Below are 18,616 nucleotides of genomic sequence, written 5' to 3'. Positions count from 1 at the left end.
GGACGCCGGAGTACCCCGGGCTCAAGCTAGTGCGGCGGGCCCGGTGTCGGCGTCGCTCCGGGCCCGACGACGGTTGTCGTCACCGGGCCGGGCGGCGGCGCCAGGCCCGGGAACACCGGCAGCGTGATCGGTGGCAATCCCGGCGGGGTGATCACCGTTGTGGTCGGCGGCTCTGACGCGGTCGTGGTCGTTGGGGTGACCGACGTCGTCGTCGGTGTCTCGCTCGTCGTTGTCGGAGTCTCTGTCGTCTCGGTGGTCTCGGTCGTCGTGGTCGGCGTCGGCCGGTGCGTGGTGGTCGGCACGTCGGTGCGCGGCACCCAGGTGTAGGCGGGGTCCGGGACGAAACCGGGCGGCACCACTGCAGGTGGAGGCGGCGGAGGCGGTGGCGCGTAGGTCTGGTGCAGCCAGTAGGCCGCGAAGAAGACGATGATCAAGCCGATCGTCGAGGTCCGTACCCGGCCGCCGAACAGGTACGCGGGCCAGCCGCGGTGCTCGCCGGCCTTGAGCTGCGCGCGGAATTGCGACGTATTAGCCATCTGCGCTCCGCCCGGCGCCCTGTGTCTGCTCCTCGGCTCCGACCGCAGTGGCCGGATGCACCATGGCCTCTACGCCTGGCCCATCGTGTTCCGGGCTGGCGATGCCGACCCGACTCAACGCAGCAACGACCATGACCCGCAGCCGGCGGCCGACCTCGAACTGCTTACCCGGCAAGGTCCGGGCGACCATCCGTAGGTTCACGGTGTCCAGCTCGATGGACTCCACACCCATCAGTTGTGGCTGGTCGAGCAGCAGCGGGCGCATTTGCCGGTCCGCCATCGCTCGGTCGCACACCACATGCAGCACGTCGTTGACCTTCGCCAGATCCGCGGTGGCGGGCACTGGGATGTCGACCACCGCGCGGGCCCAGTCCTTGGACAGGTTGACGGTCTTGACGATCTGCCCGTTCGGGATGGTGTAGACCTCGCCGTCGCTGGAGCGCAGCGTGGTGACCCGCAGCGTGACGTCCTCGACAGTGCCCTCGGCGGGGGCGGCGATACCACCGACGGTCAGCGCCACCAAGTCACCGAAGCCGTACTGCTTCTCGGTGATGATGAAGAAGCCCGCCAACAGGTCCTGCACGATGCGCTGGGCACCGAAACCGAAGGCCGCACCCAGCACCGCCGCCGGCGCCACCAGCGAACCGATCGGGACCGCCAGGATCTCGGTGATATCGACCAGCACGATCACCGAGACCAGCGCGATGGTCACCCATGAGATCACCGAGGCCACGGCCTGACGGTGCTTGGTGGTCTCCGAACGCACCAGCGCGTCGCTCTCCTGGAACCGCTCGTCGATCCGGCTGGTGATCCGGTGTGCACCCCAATTCACGAATCGGGCGATCAGCATCGCGGCGATCACCAGCATCACGATCCGCAGACCGCGAGTGATGATCCACTCGCCGATCGAGCCCCGCCAGAAGCTGTGCCAACTCTGGGCCCACCAGCCGAACGATTGCGCCTGTTCCGACGCTGCTTGATAGATGCTATTCATCTTTCCTGTTGCGCCAACGGATTCCGGCTTCCAAGAAGCCGTCGATCTCGCCGTCGAGCACTGCTGCGGGGTTTCCGACCTCGTACTCGGTGCGCAAATCCTTCACCATTTGATAGGGGTGCAACACATAGGAGCGCATCTGATTGCCCCAGGAACTGCCGCCGTCGCCTTTGAGTGCGTCCATCTCGGCGCGCTCCTCCTGGCGCTTACGTTCCAGCAGCTTGGCGCTGAGCACCCGCATCGCCGAAACCTTGTTCTGTAGCTGCGATTTCTCGTTCTGACAGGTGACGACGATACCCGTCGGAATGTGGGTCAGCCGGACGGCGGAGTCGGTGGTGTTCACCGACTGCCCACCCGGACCACTCGACCGGTAGACGTCAACCCGGATGTCGCCTTCGGGAATGTCGATGGAGTCGGTCGTCTCCACCACCGGCAGCACCTCGACGTCCGCGAATGAGGTCTGCCGACGGCTCTGGTTGTCGAACGGGCTGATCCGTACCAGCCGGTGCGTGCCCTGCTCGACCGACAACGTGCCGTAGGCGAACGGCGCATGCACCGCGAACGTCGCGCTCTTGATGCCGGCTTCTTCGGCGTAGGACGTGTCGAACACCTCGACCGGGTAACCGTGCTTCTCCGCCCAGCGGATGTACATCCGCATCAGCATCTCGGCCCAGTCCGCGGCGTCGACGCCACCGGCGCCGGATCGGATGGTGACCACGGCCTCGCGCTCGTCGTACTCGCCCGACAGCAGGGTGCGCACCTCGAGTGCCTCGATGTCTTCACGCAGCCTGGCCAGTTCGGCGTCGGCATCAGAGACGGCTTCGGACTTGGCGTCGCCCTCTTCTTCATCAGCCAGTTCGTAGAGCACCGGCAGGTCCTCGACGCGTTGCCGCAGTTCTTCGACGCGGCGCAGCTCACCCTGGGCATGCGACAGGCTGCTGGTGACCTTCTGCGCGTTGGCCTGGTCGTCCCACAGCTGCGGGTCGGATGCCTCTTCTTCGAGTTTGGCGATACGGGCGCGCAGACCGTCGACATCGAGCACCCGTTCGACGGTGGTCAGAGTGCTGTCGAGGGCGGCTATGTTGGCTTGACGGTCGAGGTCCACGAAGTATGAGGGTACCGACCAGCGGGACAGACCTTCACAGAGTCAGCCCCCGATCGCTTTGACGGGTTTAGCATCGGCTTGTAACCCGCCCGGCAGCGTCGCGACAGCCCCTTGCGCGCGTCGGGAAGAACAGAAAGCACTCACATATATGCGCCCCTACCATGTGGCGATCGTCGGCTCGGGCCCTTCAGGGTTTTTCGCAGCCGCGTCACTACTGAAGTTCGCTGATGCCAAGGCGGATTCCGACAACCCCGTCGACGTCCGAGTCGACATGCTGGAGATGCTGCCCACTCCGTGGGGGCTGGTTCGTTCGGGAGTGGCGCCCGACCATCCGAAGATCAAGACGGTCACCGCCCAGTTCGAGAAGACCGCCGAAGACCCACGTTTTCGTTTCTTCGGCAATGTCACGGTCGGCGAGCATGTGCAGGCGGCCGAACTGGCAGAGCGCTACGACGCTGTGATCTACGCGGTCGGCGCCCAGTCCGACCGGCCGCTGGGCATCCCCGGTGATGACCTGGACGGCAGCGTTGCTGCGGTCGACTTCGTCGGTTGGTACAACGCACACCCGCATTTCCAGCACATGGCCCCCGACGTGTCGGCCTCCCGCGCCGTGGTGGTCGGCAACGGCAACGTGGCGTTGGACGTGGCCCGCATCCTGGTCAGCGATCCGGATGCGCTGGGTGCCACCGATATCGCCGACCATGCCCTGTCGTCGTTGATGCCTCGCGGCGTGCAGGAGGTGGTGATCATCGGCCGTCGTGGCCCGCTGCAGGCCACCTTCACCACGCTGGAACTGCGCGAGCTGGGTGACATGGACGCCATGGCCGACGTTGATGTGATCGTCGACCCGGCCGACGTGGATCCCCTCACTGACGAAGAGGTGGAGGCAGCGGGCAAGACCGTTCGGCAGAACATCAAGATCCTGCGGGGCTACGCCGAGCGCGGGTCGCTGGGACGCAAGCGGCGCATCGTGTTTCGGTTTCAGACCTCGCCCATCGAGCTCAACGCTAGCGACGACGGCGCAGGGGTGTCCTCAATCATCCTGGGCCACAACGAACTCGTTGACGACGGTGGACGACTGGTGGCCAAGGACACCGGAGCTCGCGAGGAGTTGCCTGCGCAATTGGTGGTGCGGGCTGTGGGTTACCGCGGTGTGCCGATCGCCGGGCTGCCGTTCGACGATCGGTCCGCGACCATTCCGCACACGGACGGACGAGTGGAGGGCAGCCGCAACGAATACGTGGTCGGCTGGATCAAGCGTGGGCCGTCGGGCGTCATCGGCAGCAACAAGAAGGACTCGCAGGACACCGTCAACACATTGATCGCCGACATGTGTGGTGCCGAACTTCCCGATGTGAGCGCGGCACGCTCCGATGAGTTGGAGGCGTGGCTGCGGTCGCGCCAGCCTGCGCTGGTCACTGATGAGCACTGGCAGCTGATCGATGCCCATGAACGTGCGGCAGGCTCAGCCGACGGACGACCGCGGGTGAAACTCGCCAGCGTGGAGGACATGCTGCGGGTGGCGCACGGCTGAGCGCCGCCCGCGAGGTGCCGTACCTCTCTGGTCAGTGGCCAGAAGCCGACGCGAAACTCCAGTTGTTGGGGTTCTTCGGCGAGTACACCACTGGGAGGAGTTGGCCCATCACAGGCCAGCTTCCGACGTCGACCGCGAGACGACCGTACACCTCATGTTCTACGACGCTGGGGCCGCTGATGACTCCGGTGATGGTGACGAACTGCTCCCCCGTCGCGTCTGGGCGGGGGCTGACACCCGTGACCAGTAGCGTGCCGGACTCTCCATGCGGCCTACGCCGGATCAACGGGATGGAGATTAGGACCAGCGCCCCGACCAAGACGATGAGCGCAACGATCTCCCACATGAGCTCATGGTAGGACTGCAGACATGCCTACGGTCGCAGACGACGTCAACCTAGCCCTGCAATTGGCTGATCAGGCCGACGCGGTGACGCTGGATCGGTTCGGTGCGCTCGATCTTCAGATCGAGACCAAACCGGATCTGACGCCCGTCACCGATGCCGACGAGTCGGTGGAGCGAACGCTGCGCCAGACCCTGGCCATGGCGCGGCCCGGCGATGCATTGCTTGGCGAAGAATACGGCGGCACCGCGGTTTTTGAGGGTCGCCAATGGGTGATCGACCCCATCGACGGCACCAAGAACTTCGTCCGCGGGGTACCGGTGTGGGCGACCCTGGTGGCGCTGTTGCAGGACGGCGTGCCGATCGTCGGGGTGGTCAGCGCTCCGGCACTGTGCCGTCGGTGGTGGGCCGGCACGGGGTCGGGCGCGTTCACCGCGTTCGGTGGCCAAACCCGCCGAATCTCGGTGTCGGGCGTCGGCTCGCTCGACGCGGCCAGCCTGTCCTACTCGGACCTGACCACCGGGTGGGAGGACCGGCGCGACAAGTTCGTCGCGCTGACCGACGCGGTGTGGCGAGTGCGCGCGTACGGCGACTTCTGGTCGTACTGCCTGCTGGCCGAGGGCGCCGTCGACATCGCGGTCGAGCCCGAGGTCAAGTTGTGGGATTTGGCCGCGCTCGATGTCGTGGTCCGCGAATCGGGTGGCACGTTCACCAACGTGGCCGGCGACGCCGGCCCGCACGGGGGCAGTGCTGTCGCCACCAACGGGCTGCTGCACAAGCAGGTGCTCGCCGCCCTCGCCTGAGCAATTCGTGCCACAAACTGAACTCGGCCCGCGAGGCTACACGATTAACACCAGTCACATTGTTAACATCATGCGATGCAGGACTCGCCGGGGACTTCCGGCCTATGGCACTCACGCCCGGTTTCCCGGCGTGACGCCCTGCGCTACGCCGGTGCCGCGTCGGCGCTGGTCGGGTTGGGCGCGGCAGCAGCAACTTCTGGCGCACCCACGGCGTCGGCCGCCGCTCCCACGCTGATCGACTTCGCCATGCGCCAGATTCCGGCGCAAGACATCAAGGCCGCCGGCCACTCCGGGGTGATCAACTACGTCTCGACGTCGCGTCCCGGCTCGTCCATGGGCGCCAAACCGATCACCCGGCCGTACGCGGACTCGCTGACCGCTGCTGGGCTGGTGATCGTCAGTAACTACCAATACGGCAAGCCCAACAGCACCGCGCCGTCGGACTTCACCCGTGGATACGCCGGCGGCGTCGCCGACGCCCGCACCGCTTGGGCTCTGCACACCGCGGCCGGTGGCGGCCAGAACGCACCGATCTTCTTCACCATCGACGATGACATCAACCGCGAAACCTGGAATAACCTTGCGCTGCAATGGTTTCGCGGAATCAACTCGGTGATCGGAGTGCAGCGCACCGGCGTCTACGGAGGCATCAACACCTGCCAATGGGCTGCCGCCGATGGCGTTATCGGGAATTCGACAACGCCCGGCCGCAAGTGGGCCTGGCAGACCCGGTCCTGGTCTCGGGGTCAGGTCGACCCAGCCGCAGTTCTCTATCAGCGCATAGTGAGCACCGTGTCGAATCCCGGCCCATTGGTCGGCGGGCTCGAAGTCGACGTCAGCGACGCACTGGCCTCCGATGTCGGCCAGTGGAATCTGCATCCGTGAGGTCGTAAAGCAATCTGTCAGAAGCGCCTCGCGAAAACCGGTAATCACCGAGGCAATCAACGACGTTGCCGCCGTGATCCCCTAGGGTTTCGCCAGCGTGATCGCCCGGCTTACACATCCATACCGTCGACGGGCGCCGGCGGATCGGGTGGTCCGGGCGGGCTGTCGACGGGTCCCGGCGTTATCGGGAGGTACATGTGATGGTTGAACTGGGCCTGGTAGGCACCCCCGCCACCGACCCTGATCCCAGCACCCTCGCCACTGGCGACCGGAGTCCCGTCCGCCAAGGTCACTGCCGTGTGGTGACCATTCCATCCGATCACCAGGGCCCCTGGCTCCGTTCCATCGCGGAAACCTCGTGCCCGTAGCGCCGATTCCTCCGTACTGGTGTCGAATCGGTCGCCGAAAACCGGGCGGCCAGTGGCCGCATTCGCCAGCCACGACGCCAGCCCCGAACAGTCGGTTCCCTGGGGAGAATCCCCGCCCCAGACGTACGGTGTTCCCGAATACCGATGGATCAGTGCCATGAGGGTCGCTTCCTTGGCAGTGTCGTTACCCGGGTCAGAGGCAGAGGCCTGCACCAGTTGAGCCGCTGGCCCCGGTGAGGGTTCGGATAGCTCTTGATCGGGAGGTGGTGGCGGCGGCGCGCCATCCTGGGATGTCACGTTGTCCGCCTGGGCATCTGGAGCAGGCGCGGCATCGGGGCCGAGGGGTTCTGCCGCTGCGTTCAGTGCCGGAAGTTGTGGCTGGGGTGGTGGATCTCCTTGAGTGCCTTGCTCACTAGGAGACACGACCGCCACGTTCGCCGCCTCCACCGGAGCGGGCGGCGCGGGCGGGTTCGGCTCTTCCGGAGTTTCGGCGTTGAGCCGCGGCGCGGGGGCAACGTCACCGACCGCGGAGTCGCTGTGCGAGGCGGCAACAGGTTTGGGTGCGGCCGGCGGTACGTTGCGAGGCGCGGCACCTGAAAGGGGGCCGCCGCAGACCGGCCATGCACCACGGCCTTGCTGCGCCAGTACCCGCTCAGCAACAGCGATCTGTTGCTCTTTGGTAGCCTGCTGCGCTTCGGATGCGTACTTGCCACCGCCATACGCACTCCACGTGGCGGGCGCGAACTGCAATCCGCCCTGGTACCCGTTTCCGGTGTTGATCGCCCAATTACCGCCGGACTCGCAGCGCGACACCTGATCCCATTCACTGTCAGTCGCCGCGTGGGCTTGACCGGCCATTGCTCCGCCGCCACCGAGGACCATACTGGTGATCGCGAACTTCATCGCGGTCGACGCCGAGTTCGAGGCACTGGCTTTACGATGCCGGCCGGTCACAGGTGAACCCCAGCGCCAGTGGAGGATTCAACAGGCCTCAACGGCACAGCGACGATACGGCCGCGGTGCGTCGCACCCGCGGTTAGAACTTTTGCCACGTCAGCTCGCCAACCGGTCCATCACCAAATACCGCGAGCTTTGTCGCAGCACCTGAAACCCAAGCGAGACAACGTCATAGCGCGTCGGTACCGCATTAACCAGATGAAGCGCCATTGCTACTATCGCAGCGCGCGTAAGGATAGGTCGAGAGATCAGCCACTCATCCACTCCTTGGCTGAGGAGTTGACCTTCCCTGCAAGTGATTTCATAGCTGAGCACGCCTGCAGTCAATACGGCCCATGCCCCTTTCGCGTTCATTTTAGGGCGCCACCGAGGACTGTCTATGCCGCCTGCGACAGGCAAGCTCCGGGTGCTGTTCATGATTGTCGTGCCTCCTACTAACAACGGTCTATCTAGTTCGGAGTGGCCCGCGCGAGTCCAATTCGGGACCTGCGATGGTTGACCACACCAAGTTTGTTTTTCATCAAGCGGCCGGCTAACCGGCCCGTGCGGCAACTCCGAGATCGTGATGCGCGTCGGCCGCTATAGCCAAGGCTGCTGAATTCCTTTTGCACGTAAGCGATCTGACAATTGCCCGTGGCTTACGGCCGGCTGCGGTCACCTTCAGGCCGTCAATGTTCAATTGCAGGCGCTCATGGTCCTCATGCAGCGCATAGGCTTCGAGCCAGGTGGTACACCGTTGCACCATTCGCGGTGACAACGGAATCTGTTTGTCCGCAATAAGTTTGAGCAGAATGCGAATCGCGGTGAACGAGTCGCCGGCGCCGACGCTGACGAAGACGTGGTTGCGTTCTCGCGGGGCTAACTCGGGTTTGGCCGCTTCAATGAGCGACCAAGCCAGATTCGCTTCTTGCAGGTGTTGCATGGTGGTGACCGTCAGTTAGTTGTTTACTGCCATGAAGCGCCGAAGCTGCGCTCGTGTTTCGCGGCGCGTAGCCGCACCAGCTCCCACGGACAGACCATCCGCGAAGCGCCCATCGCCGTCGTGATTGCGACGAGGACCGTGCCAACGTCAGTCACCGTGGCCACGCGCGTGCCATTGCGCACCAGGTCTCCGACGCTGAATTCCGTCATGTCGCCGGTGTTTTCGATCACCGGCGTACGTGGAGGGCGCCCGACGATCATGATCGGCTGCCCTCGGCACGGTGCCGGATCTCTGCGACGAACCGACACCCATCGCGGCCGACCACGTCCCACGAGAATGGTCCGCGCCATTGGGTTTCGCCCAGCATGTGCACGGTACGGCGCGCGACATCTTCAGAGCTGACGTCGGCTAGTCGCCGCCCGTCACTGGTAATCAAGGTCCACATGGCTACCGTCGCAAATCACAGGTCGCGTCACGTCCGACTCGACTAGGCGGGTGGGCGTCGTCGAGGTAGGTCCAGGTCCAGGCCTGGGAGTTCCCACGGCGGCGTCTGTGAGGCCACCGTTCATCGCCAACGGTGGTTGCAAACCGATCCTCATCAGTGCCGGCTCCCTTCACTCCTCTGAAGAGCCTCAAACGCCTGTTTTAACGGCTGACGTTTTACGTTATTTGTCAGCATGCGCATGGCGCGTGTCATATGTCAAGGTCCACTAGGTATTTGCTAGAAACTTCTTAGCAACAACGGACATATGTCGGAAAACGACACACGTCACGGGTAACATCGGGGCATGGCCCGGGGAGCCCACACACCGTCAATCGAGTCGGCGAGAGCAGACGAGGCACGCGATCGAATCCTGGCCGGCGCCGAGCGCTGCATCGGCCGCTACGGTCTGCGGAAAACCACGATGGAGGACATCGCCTCCGAAGTCGGCATGTCCCGGCCCGGCGTCTACCGATATTTCAGCGATCGCGACGACTTGATCATCGAACTGATCCTCATGCGTTCCCGGGCACTACACGACCGCGCGCACAAGGTCATCGCCCGGCAAACCAACCTTGCGGATCAGATTGTTGAAGGGCTGCTGTACGTCGCTGAGCAAGCTCGCCTCGACCCAGTGGTGCGCGCTATCGCCGAGCCCGAGGCCGCCAGCCTCAGCCAGCGACTGATTACAGCGCACACAACCGAGAAAATCGCCGCGGAGTTCTGGGACCCGTTCCTCGATCCTGCCTACGTCAGCAACAAGCTGTCACGAGACATACCGCGGTCCGACATCTATCTCTGGTTGTCCACTCTTGGACTGATGTTGATGCGCGGGCTTGACGAGACCAACGACCAGAATCGCTACCGGGCCATCATGCGGGAATTCGTCGCCCCGGCATTCTCCGCGCCGCAAGATTGAGGCAGTCCTACAGCGCTTCGGCCGACGTCGACCATCATCTCTGCTTTGCATCCCGATCGACCCATACCGACAAGGCCACGAGGTCGTCGCGTCCTTGTTATTGGTGCCGCTTCAGCTCGAATATCGGGATGGTGCGCTTGGTTTTGCCTGGTAGTTCCCGTATGCAAATGCCGGCGCGTAGGTGCTGATCCAGGGAATGACCGTTTCGCCGTTTCGGCCGCATCAAGCTCGCGCTGGCCATGCGGCCAACGGCCATCGGCGAGGAGTGGATCGTTGGTGGTACAACGCTAGAACACATCGAACGGGTCAGCGGCGATCTCAACGTGTGCACACGGGGCGGCCGGATAGCTACATGGTGGTCGGCACAGATGCGGTCACCGTAAGGCCCACTCTGACGCACCCGCCGGGTAGCTAAGCCACGCAACGACTTCCGATGATTCAGGTAGTGAGCTACTTAGATCATGTATCCCGGTGCGCCGTAACATCGGGGACGGTGTACATCGTCACGGACCCCGTGCATCGACACTTTCCATCGAGCGCTCTTGAAAGTTCGCGAGGAGGACGAAATGGCTAGCTGGGTCTTGAAACCGCTCAGTTAGCGCGGCGTCGGCGGCCACAGCCTCGGCGCCCATATGCGCCCACCCTCATCCCAACCACAGGCAGGTCGGCATGCCCTACATCACCCGTTACGAGCTCTCCGGAGACCGTGTGCAGCTCAGCTATTCCGACGCCGATGCCACCCTAAAGATCAGCTTTGACGACACATCCCCCGCCCTCAGGGGCACACACGAATTCGCCGGGACCGACATCGTGCAGAGCGGGCGCGACAAATTCGGCTCCCAGATCACCGCCACCGTCCGCCGGATGCTCGAACCGCACAACGAGGTCCGGTTCAAGATCACCCTGTATCTGCCCGACGCCGGCCCCGCGGATTCCGAGCAGCCTGCCACCGACGTCCCCGTCACCGCCGCGCTGGTCCTGACCCACAGTCCATGGCACCGCGACGACCTCCCTCAGGTCGGCGAGATGCTCTCGACATACACCGTCGAAACGCTCACCGGCACGCTGACCCGATCCGCTGTCGACGCATCCGCTGGGCCAGGCGGGCAGTAACCCATTGCCTGCAGCGGGTTCGCACACTGAAGCGATGTTTCCGGATGAGAGATATCGATGCCCAAACGGCCTCTCTGCAGTGCCGTAGCGGAAAAACCCCACGTCTTCTGCAACAAGCCATAACCCAACACTGGTTCACTCAGCGCCAAGGTTGCCCCAGCGTCGGTGCACACCCGAGCCTGCCTTTTCGCACCGACCGTTCGGCACTGGTTGAGTCGGAACCGGTCAGTATTCCTCGCGGCGGATCTTGAACCGGAATCCCGGTGATACCGACATCGTGACCTGGGTGGCAGGCAGGTCGAGGATCGAGTACCAGGCAAAGACATTCTTGGCGCCGATCCCGAAGTCAACACTCGATGGGTTGGCAGTGCTCATGTCACGGAAGTCCTTCCGGTCGAAGGGATTTCACGGGCAGGTCCCGACCCACGCATCCGCGAGGGTGCGTGGGCAGGGCGCCGGGCCATGGGGCGGTGTCTAGCCCCGTCCGTGTCTGGGGTGTGCGGCGACTGCGGCGCTCTGGCCGCCGTCGTCGCCGGGCGACGGGGCGCCGAACAACTGCCGGTCGGCGCAGTGCAGATCGTTGGTGTCGAAGTACTTTTCGGTCCAGGCGTCGGTGGTGCCCAGTACCCAACCCGCCGCGGTGGCCGCGCCGGCACTGGCCCCGGTGTCGGCCACGTCCCGCGGTGAGGATCCGGACTTCTTGCTGACCCCGTCGAGGAACTCGTAGTGGTCGACCAGGGCGAGCGCCTCGATGACGAACGCGGTGGCCACGTCGGCGTCACGGATTGCCAGCAGGTTGTCGCCGTTGGCCTGTTCGCCGCCCAGCGCCAGGTTCGACGACCCGCAGTACACCACCGGATCGGTGCCGCGGAAGCCGCACACGACGAACTTGTGGTGGATCTCGTGGCCGGCGAACTGAGGCACCTGGTTGAACGGCGGCGGCAACAGGGTGCCGCCGGGCCGGCCGCTGACCAGCAGTCCGGTCTTCTGGCCCTGCAGATACAACGACACACTCTTGGGTGAATCGGAGATACCGAAGCTGAAAACACTTGGGTCGGTGTGGATTTCGTTGAGTGCGTCATAGACCGGGTTGTCGGAGGCGCCGCCGAGTTCCATCACTGCGAAGAACACCGACCCCTGTGCGCCGCCGGGCTGTCCGGCTTCGGCCTTGATGCGGTCCACCAGGGCGCCGAGGATGCCGGAAGCGATGTCTTCGGTGTGTGGGGAGAACGTGATCGAGGTCGGCGGAACGGCACCGTCGGCCGCACCGAAAGTGAATGGTGCTGCGGCCCACTGCGAGCCGGCGAACGGCGCGGCCTTGACACCGGTGTCCCAGGCCTCCTGGAAGACATTGGCGTAGGCGGCGGCGACCTGGCGGTCATCGAAGACCAGCACATGGTTGGCGTTGACGTACAGGCCGGTAACCGAGAAGTTCGTCGACCCGGTCAGCACCGTGCGCGGTCCGTCCTTGTCGGAGACGACGAACACCTTGTCGTGGGCGTAGCGGCCGAACTTGCCCCGTTTGATTGAATCGGCGCCGGCCTGGGCGTCGAACTCGGTCTCGAATTGATCTTCCGAGGTCGGTTTGGCCTTGTTGTGATGCAACGCGGCGTTGTCCAGGATGATCCGGACCTGTTTGGCCGCACCGAGTTTCAGCAGGGCCGCGCACACGTCGGGTTCGTTGAGGTCGTAGGCGAATACGTCGAGTGAGAGCGTCGAATCCGCCTGGACCTCGGCGAGCAGGTCGAACACCTGCTGGCGGGCGGTGAACCCCAGCCACTGGTATTCCTCGGCGAAGGTGTAGCTCTGGCCGCTGCCGTCGGTCCCGGCGGTCGCCGAGGTGTCGAACAGCAGATCGGCGTCCGCCGGACGGATCTGCAGCTTGGGGCCGAAATGCCGCACGAACGCCTGGGACTGCACGTAGCCGCGGGTGAAGGCGACTTTCAGCGCCCCCTTTTGGAACGGGCCCACCGGCACCCCGATTGACACGCTGGTCGACGGATCGAGCGCCTGCAGCGCCCCGTCGGCGGTGAAGTACCGCGGCGTCACCACGTAGGTGTAGTCGCCGAAGGCCGGGTCGCCGCCCTGGTGCACCAGGCCCGGGACGTGCACCCAGCGGAACTTGTGGATGGGGGCGTTGACGCTGGCGAACGGTGTTTGATCGGCGACCTGCGCGTGCTTGGGGTCGGGGGCCAGCCGCAGATTGTTGTCGACGAAGTACGGTGCTACGCCAGGCGGCTGCACCTCAATGGTGAAGCCGGCCAACCCTGTGCGCGCAGCATCGGTGGTCATGTCGAAGGCGAGCAGAGTTTTGGCGTCGCCGCGGAAGGCGTTAACGGCGATCAGGTCGCTGGTGGCGCGAACGGGTGACATCAGGGCGTCCTTTCCGGCGGTGCGCGGCCGATCCGCGTCACTGTCGCCAGCGTGCGCCACTCGCCGCTGACAGGCATGCGTAGTCGACTACGCAAATTCGAACGACTCCCGCGCGTTTCAGCACGTCGGCCACGAAGTCACAGAATCAAGGGGCGGCGCGGCGCAATTTGCGTAGTCCACTACGTACACCCACGCCCCAGCAGTGGCTCTAACGTCGACGGGGGACCAGCGTCTACCACCTCGAGGGGATCACCATGGCCAGCAGTGCAACCTACCCGCCGTCCAGGAAGGGCGTTGAGATCACCGACATCACCGCAGTGAACCTCACCGGCACCGCGAACGTGACGGTGCCCGCGGCCGCAGGTGGCTCCGGTGGCCGCTGATCCGGGCGTCGATGCCTACACCGGTCTCAAAGACCGGGACTACTTCCACATCATGCTCAATCTGGACTCCTACGACGGCTTCCTGCCAACCGCGCGCACCCTGGCCGACGGCTACCTGCACGCGGCCCGCGACAGGCAGACCAAGCCGGGACTCGAAGACGAACTGCGTCCGTTCGCCTACACCCCGCAGGACTTCGAAACGCGGATGAACACGATCTATCAAGGCCTCGCCAAGGACGTCTCCGAATACGAGACCCAGCAGAGCTGGACGGCGCGGACCAAAGACGATGTCCTGGAATGGTTGCTGCAGATGGCCCCGTTCAACCAGACCGACGGCGCGTGGCTGCGGACCATCGCCCAGGTCGGTCCGATGGACGAGTTGCACGCCCTGTTGTTCTCGATCTACGCCGACGAACTCGGCGACGGCGATCCCGCCCTCAACCACCCCAACCTCTACACCAAACTGCTACGCAGCGCGGGCTTCGACCTACCGGACATCCGTTCCCGCCCCTACACCGACAATCCGGACATCGTGGACGCCGCGTTCACCCTGCCGCTGTTTCAGCTTGTAGTCTCCCAGTTCCCCCAGCACTACCTGCCCGAACTGCTCGGCATGACGCTGTACCTGGAATGGGGCTCCATCGAGCTGAAGAACATGGTGCTGCTCAATCAGCACTTCGGGCTGGACACCGAGTTCTACGAGGTCCACGTCTCGATCGACAACGCCGCCACCGGCCACGGTGCCAAAGCGCTGCGCGCCGTCGAGGTCTACCTCGAGCAGGTCCGAATCGACTCCGGAGACGACGCCGTGCAGCAGCTCTGGGCCCGGATCTGGGACGGCTACGTCGCGTTCGCGACGACCGGCGACCTGGCCAATCAAGTTGCCGAAAAGCAGCGCCGCCAACAGCTGTCACCGGCTGACGCGGTCGCCGCGATGATCACCGCGCGGGCGCCGATCGCGCGGCTGAACCACGGCTCAAAAACATTGGGCGGCAAGCTGATCAACGATCTGTTCGCCGATCCGCCAGCCCTGATGGACGCGTTGGTCAAGTGCGGACTGGTCACCCCCGGCGACCCGGCACACAGCCCGTTTTTCGAACTGACCACCCCTACAGGACCGATGTTCCGCATCTTTACCGACGCCGAGCTGGACAGCTGGCGTGCCTGGTTCGCCACCCTCGCATCTACTCCCGCACCGGCACCGGCACCGGCACCGGATTCGGCGGCCGGACGGATGCAACAGCTGATCGACGCCCTGCGCACGCGCCAACAGGGCGTCGCCGCCCACCAAAGCGTCCTGTTGACCGACGATGACCCCGACTGCCCCGGAAAGCCGCGGAGCGAGTCGGTGGCCTGGTGGTTCGAGCGGCCCACAGCGGAGTTCCTGGCCACCTTGGCCCGATCGCAGTGGGTGATCGCCGGCGACGCCGAACACAGCCGGCTGATCACCGAGATCGTCCGCGGGAACAACGCGATGGCCCAGTTGCTGGCCGATGCAGCCCCCGGCGTGCCAGGCGCTGCATCGGGCGCCACAAAAATCACCGATTGGATCAACGCCGGCTGCCCGGCTCCCGACGCGGAGCCCGCCGCGCGTCCCATCACGCTGCTGACGCCCGCCGACCGGGTGGCCGCCCATCCCCACGGTCGCATCCACGGTTCCGGCAGCGTCCACTGACCGATGCAGTGGTCGGATACCCCGCCGGCCGGATGCGGTAGCCAGACGTCGGTAACCGTGATCCTCGCAACGATGCCGGTCGCCGACCATCCGGTTTAGCCGGTTCCGGCCGTCCTCCCTACGGCACGGGTTGGGCCGTCGGCACAGCGTCCTTCGCACGCGGGGACGCATCGGCGGCCGGTGACTGCATTACGGCGTCGGTCACCCAGCTGACGTTCGCCGGCAGCGTGGGATGGTAGGGGTCTGGTTTGTTCGCAGTTTCGGTGATCCGTTGCCGCACACTGCAATGCACGTTGTCCCCCGGCTGGATCCTCCGTGGTCGCCAGCCGCCGAGCAGCCACCACGGCCACGTGTTGGGGTGCAATGCGCCGAGGCAGTCGTCAGGTGGCAGCGGTTGGCCGAACGCAGTTCCAACCAGGCGCTGGTAGCGCCTGGTGTTGATCGCCAGGCCGGCGGTGTGAGCTTCGGCGGCGATCCAACTGAACGCGAGGTCGGACAATCGGTGGTCGGGGAACTGGCCGCCGACGTCACTGTGTACCCCCGTGAACCACACTTCCTGAAAGCGTTGTGGGTCGGTCGCGACCAGCGCCGGGTCAAACCGGTTCACTTCGAAGAAGTGCCGCCGCTCGTCGATGGCCATGGCGTGCCGGGCGGTGCCGACGTTGCTGACCTTCGCGGTGAACGGCCAGCGGGCCACCGTGAGTTTTCCCCAGAAGTCCAGCCAGGCAACGGTTTTGACGGTGTCCCATACCCCGAGGAAGTGCACCTGGTTGCGGGTGGTGTCGAACGGGTGCGGGAAGTCGGGATTGGTGAACTGGATCCGGAAATCCGCCCGCTGCCGCCAGAACTGCCGTTCGGCTTCCGCGGCACTCGGATCGGGTGGGCCGTCGGGGTCGGCGTCCGCGGAGCCCAGCGGCCCGCTTTGGGCGAAGAGCTTCAAGGCATAAGGGACCATGTTGGCGCTGTCAGGATGCAACAGTCCGACCGTCCGCAACATCCCGGTAAGGGCCCGGGCGGTGTAGGCGCCCCGGGAGAAACCGAACACGAAGATCCGGTCATCGCGCCGATAGTTGTCGGCCAGCCAACCGTAGGCCTGCGCGATGTTCTCGCGGATGCCATAGCCGGTTGCCAGACCCCAGACCTGTTTCACAGCGTCGAGGTGGGGCGTCACGGTATCCAGCCCACCGACGGTGCCCACACCCGGGTCGTAGTAGACCAACTGACGGTCATCCTGGCGCGCCGAACCATAGATCCGTGCGACGTTGGTGGCACCGTGGGCTGGTTCGTTGTTCGTCCCGTCCAAGCACACCACCAGATTGCGTGGCTGGCTCATCGCTCCTCCTTGCCTGATGGGCCGGACACCCAAGCCCCGTCGTTGGTCTGGACGTCTCAGCCGAGTGCAGTTCAGTCTCCGACGCCGCGCGCCGGCGCGCGTGCGTAGTCGACTACTGCACTTCGCGACGGTCCACGACACCGCGCCTCGCCGTCGGGTCGGTTGGCGGGCCTGACATCCCGGCAGCGGCCACCCGATTCGGGTAGTCGACTACACATGGCAACGCCGCCATCGGCGAGCGCACTGGCCGTGGTGCTGCCGACCTGGTTGCCGTTCTACGTCCCAGAATCTGTCTCGAGGCGCGACGGAAGGCGCGCACCACGACGACGGCCGGCGCATGTTCCACTCTGTTGGCCGCAACAGCCCATCTTCGTGTGAACTAAATAACACCGGCCCCGTACCTTACTCAGGAGTAAGATACGGTCATAACGAACTGCCCCAACGACTCGAGGCTGTCGACATGACCAACGCCCCCACCCAGAACGGCACCCCGCAGCGCCCCAAGCGCAACGGTTCGGAGAGCGCCATCGGCCTGCAAAAGCACAAGCGATCGGTAATTGATGTCAGCCTTGCGCTGATCACCCCGTTCGTAGGCCAGGAGTTCCTGGACAAGTACAACCTGCGCAATCCGCTAAACCGCGGGCTCCGCTACGGCGTCAAAACCGGCTTCTCCGCCATCGGCGCGACCGGTCGTCAGTTCAAGCGCGTCCAGGGCCTGACCGCCACTCCGACGCGGCTCAAGCCCGGTGGCTCGGACTACTTCGATCTGACGCCCGACGATGAGCAGAAGATGATCATCGAGACAGTCGGAGACTTCGCCGCGGAAATCCTGCGGCCCGCAGCTCACGATGCTGATGAGTCGGCCACCTTCCCGGCCGATCTGATCGCCAAGGCCGCCGAGCTCGGCATCACCGCGTTCAATGTGCCCGAGGACTTCGACGGCATCGCCTCCCACCGCAGCACCGTCACCACCGCCCTTGTGGCCGAGGCGTTGGCGTACGGCGACATGGGTCTGGCCCTGCCGATCCTGGCGCCCGGCGGCGTCGCCTCGGCGCTGACGCACTGGGGTAGCGCCGGCCAGCAGGCCACCTACCTGCCGTCGTTCTCCGGGGAGCGCGTGCCGCAGGCGTGTGTGGCCATCGCCGAACCTCATGCACTGTTCGACCCGACGGCCCTGAAGACCACCGCGGTACGTACCCCGAGCGGGTACCGCCTCAACGGCGTCAAGTCCCTGGTACCCGCAGCCGCCGAAGCCGAGCTGTTGATCATCGGCGCGCAGCTCGACGGCAAGCCGGCGCTGTTCATCGTGGAGTCCGCCGCCGAGGGCCTGGCCGTCAAGGCCGACCCGAGCATGGGCATCCGGGCGGCGGCACTGGGCCAGATCGAGCTCAACAACGTCGCGGTCCCGCTGCACAACCGACTCGGCGAGGACGAAGCAACCGACGCAGATTTCTCTGAGGCCATCGCGCTGTCTCGATTGGGTTGGGCCGCACTGGCTGTCGGCACGTCGCACGCGGTGCTCGACTACGTGATCCCCTACATCAAGGAGCGCGAGGCGTTCGGCGAGCCGATCGCCAACCGCCAGGCCGTTGCATTCATGTGCGCCAACATCGCGATCGAGCTCGACGGACTGCGGCTGATCACCTGGCGCGGCGCTGCACGCGCCGAACAGGGCATGACCTTCGCCCGAGAGGCCGCGCTGGCCAAGCGGTTCGCCACCGACAAGGGCATGCAGATCGGCCTGGACGGCGTGCAGTTGCTCGGCGGCCACGGCTACACCAAGGAGCACCCGGTCGAACGCTGGTACCGCGATCTGCGGGCAATCGGCGTCGCCGAGGGTGTCGTCGTTTTGTAGACCGGCCCTTTAGACCCAACTCTGTTCAAGCGAAAGA

Annotated in this window: 17 protein-coding genes and 2 pseudogenes; 8 read left to right on the top strand and 11 right to left on the bottom strand. The window is 65.0% G+C overall.

The features are described from left to right. Positions 1–26: 26 nt before the first annotated feature. Genes M2432_RS01410 through prfB form a run of 3 tightly spaced genes read right to left on the bottom strand, consistent with a single transcriptional unit; the run spans position 27 to position 2,635 of the window. Entirely contained in the window at positions 27–536 is a 510-nt protein-coding gene (locus M2432_RS01410) for a hypothetical protein (protein WP_280824945.1), read from the bottom strand. Next, the gene (locus tag M2432_RS01405; protein WP_280824944.1) at positions 529–1,530 is read right to left on the bottom strand and encodes a mechanosensitive ion channel family protein; all 1,002 of its coding nucleotides are present in this window, start codon (positions 1,528–1,530) and stop codon (positions 529–531) included. The genes M2432_RS01410 and M2432_RS01405 overlap by 8 nt, the downstream gene beginning before the upstream one ends. After that, positions 1,523–2,635 (bottom strand): peptide chain release factor 2, encoded by a 1,113-nt coding sequence (gene prfB / locus M2432_RS01400; RefSeq protein WP_280824943.1) that lies wholly within the window; start codon positions 2,633–2,635, stop codon positions 1,523–1,525. The genes M2432_RS01405 and prfB overlap by 8 nt, the downstream gene beginning before the upstream one ends. 148 nt (positions 2,636–2,783) lie before the next feature. Between prfB and M2432_RS01395 the strand changes: the two genes are divergently transcribed. Next, positions 2,784–4,169 carry an FAD-dependent oxidoreductase gene (locus tag M2432_RS01395; RefSeq protein WP_280824942.1) on the top strand — a complete coding sequence of 462 codons (1,386 nt, stop codon included), beginning with the start codon at positions 2,784–2,786 and terminating at the stop codon, positions 4,167–4,169. A 31-nt stretch (positions 4,170–4,200) separates the two neighbouring features. Here the strand turns inward: M2432_RS01395 and M2432_RS01390 are convergent, their stop codons facing one another. Beyond that, positions 4,201–4,515, bottom strand: coding sequence for a hypothetical protein (locus M2432_RS01390; protein WP_280824941.1), 315 nt, complete (start codon positions 4,513–4,515; stop codon positions 4,201–4,203). Positions 4,516–4,538: 23 nt separating this feature from the next. Here M2432_RS01390 and hisN point away from each other — a divergent pair, with 23 nt between their 5' ends. Beyond that, a complete protein-coding gene (gene hisN / locus M2432_RS01385) occupies positions 4,539–5,315 on the top strand; it encodes a histidinol-phosphatase (RefSeq protein ID WP_280824940.1) in 777 nt (258 codons plus the stop codon). Positions 5,316–5,390: 75 nt separating this feature from the next. After that, positions 5,391–6,200: a DUF1906 domain-containing protein gene (locus M2432_RS01380; protein ID WP_280824939.1), complete on the top strand. Its 810-nt coding sequence runs from the start codon at positions 5,391–5,393 to the stop codon at positions 6,198–6,200. Positions 6,201–6,316: 116 nt separating this feature from the next. Here M2432_RS01380 and M2432_RS27940 read toward each other — a convergent pair. From M2432_RS27940 to M2432_RS01365, 4 genes and pseudogenes are all read right to left on the bottom strand, one after another. Beyond that, positions 6,317–6,727: pseudogene (locus M2432_RS27940) on the bottom strand (NlpC/P60 family protein); the annotation flags it as partial. A gap of 462 nt (positions 6,728–7,189) precedes the next feature. Next, a pseudogene (locus M2432_RS27935) lies at positions 7,190–7,426 on the bottom strand (transglycosylase family protein); the annotation flags it as partial. Between the two features lie 631 nt (positions 7,427–8,057). Continuing rightward, positions 8,058–8,447: a hypothetical protein gene (locus M2432_RS01370; RefSeq protein ID WP_280824937.1), complete on the bottom strand. Its 390-nt coding sequence runs from the start codon at positions 8,445–8,447 to the stop codon at positions 8,058–8,060. A gap of 23 nt (positions 8,448–8,470) precedes the next feature. Further along, positions 8,471–8,707, bottom strand: coding sequence for a hypothetical protein (locus tag M2432_RS01365; RefSeq protein WP_280824936.1), 237 nt, complete (start codon positions 8,705–8,707; stop codon positions 8,471–8,473). 528 nt (positions 8,708–9,235) lie between these two features. Between M2432_RS01365 and M2432_RS01360 the strand changes: the two genes are divergently transcribed. Both M2432_RS01360 and M2432_RS01355 read left to right on the top strand, forming a co-directional pair. Next, on the top strand, positions 9,236–9,847 hold the full coding sequence (locus tag M2432_RS01360; protein WP_280824935.1) for a TetR/AcrR family transcriptional regulator: 612 nt from the start codon (positions 9,236–9,238) through the stop codon (positions 9,845–9,847). Positions 9,848–10,516: 669 nt separating this feature from the next. After that, on the top strand, positions 10,517–10,960 hold the full coding sequence (locus M2432_RS01355) for a hypothetical protein (protein ID WP_280824934.1): 444 nt from the start codon (positions 10,517–10,519) through the stop codon (positions 10,958–10,960). A gap of 225 nt (positions 10,961–11,185) precedes the next feature. Here the strand turns inward: M2432_RS01355 and M2432_RS01350 are convergent, their stop codons facing one another. Next, positions 11,186–11,335 (bottom strand): hypothetical protein, encoded by a 150-nt coding sequence (locus tag M2432_RS01350; protein WP_280824933.1) that lies wholly within the window; start codon positions 11,333–11,335, stop codon positions 11,186–11,188. 99 nt (positions 11,336–11,434) lie between these two features. Next, complete coding sequence (locus M2432_RS01345; RefSeq protein ID WP_280824932.1) at positions 11,435–13,333, bottom strand: phospholipase D-like domain-containing protein; 1,899 nt, start codon at positions 13,331–13,333, stop codon at positions 11,435–11,437. A gap of 254 nt (positions 13,334–13,587) precedes the next feature. Between M2432_RS01345 and M2432_RS01340 the strand changes: the two genes are divergently transcribed. Next, positions 13,588–13,716 carry a hypothetical protein gene (locus tag M2432_RS01340; RefSeq protein WP_280824931.1) on the top strand — a complete coding sequence of 43 codons (129 nt, stop codon included), beginning with the start codon at positions 13,588–13,590 and terminating at the stop codon, positions 13,714–13,716. Then, positions 13,706–15,391: an iron-containing redox enzyme family protein gene (locus M2432_RS01335; RefSeq protein WP_280824930.1), complete on the top strand. Its 1,686-nt coding sequence runs from the start codon at positions 13,706–13,708 to the stop codon at positions 15,389–15,391. Before M2432_RS01340 ends, M2432_RS01335 begins: the two co-directional genes overlap by 11 nt. A gap of 118 nt (positions 15,392–15,509) precedes the next feature. Here the strand turns inward: M2432_RS01335 and M2432_RS01330 are convergent, their stop codons facing one another. Next, entirely contained in the window at positions 15,510–16,724 is a 1,215-nt protein-coding gene (locus tag M2432_RS01330; RefSeq protein ID WP_280824929.1) for a DUF2235 domain-containing protein, read from the bottom strand. 460 nt (positions 16,725–17,184) lie between these two features. Here M2432_RS01330 and M2432_RS01325 point away from each other — a divergent pair, with 460 nt between their 5' ends. After that, the gene (locus M2432_RS01325; protein ID WP_280824928.1) at positions 17,185–18,579 is read left to right on the top strand and encodes an acyl-CoA dehydrogenase family protein; all 1,395 of its coding nucleotides are present in this window, start codon (positions 17,185–17,187) and stop codon (positions 18,577–18,579) included. The last annotated feature ends 37 nt before the right edge of the window (positions 18,580–18,616 follow it).

Origin of the sequence: Mycobacterium sp. OTB74 (genome assembly GCF_029892685.1) — a bacterium.
Taxonomy (GTDB): Bacteria; Actinomycetota; Actinomycetes; order Mycobacteriales; family Mycobacteriaceae; genus Mycobacterium.
The sequence above is the reverse complement of the archived record's forward strand: the minus strand, read 5'-3'. Positions and strand labels throughout refer to the sequence as shown.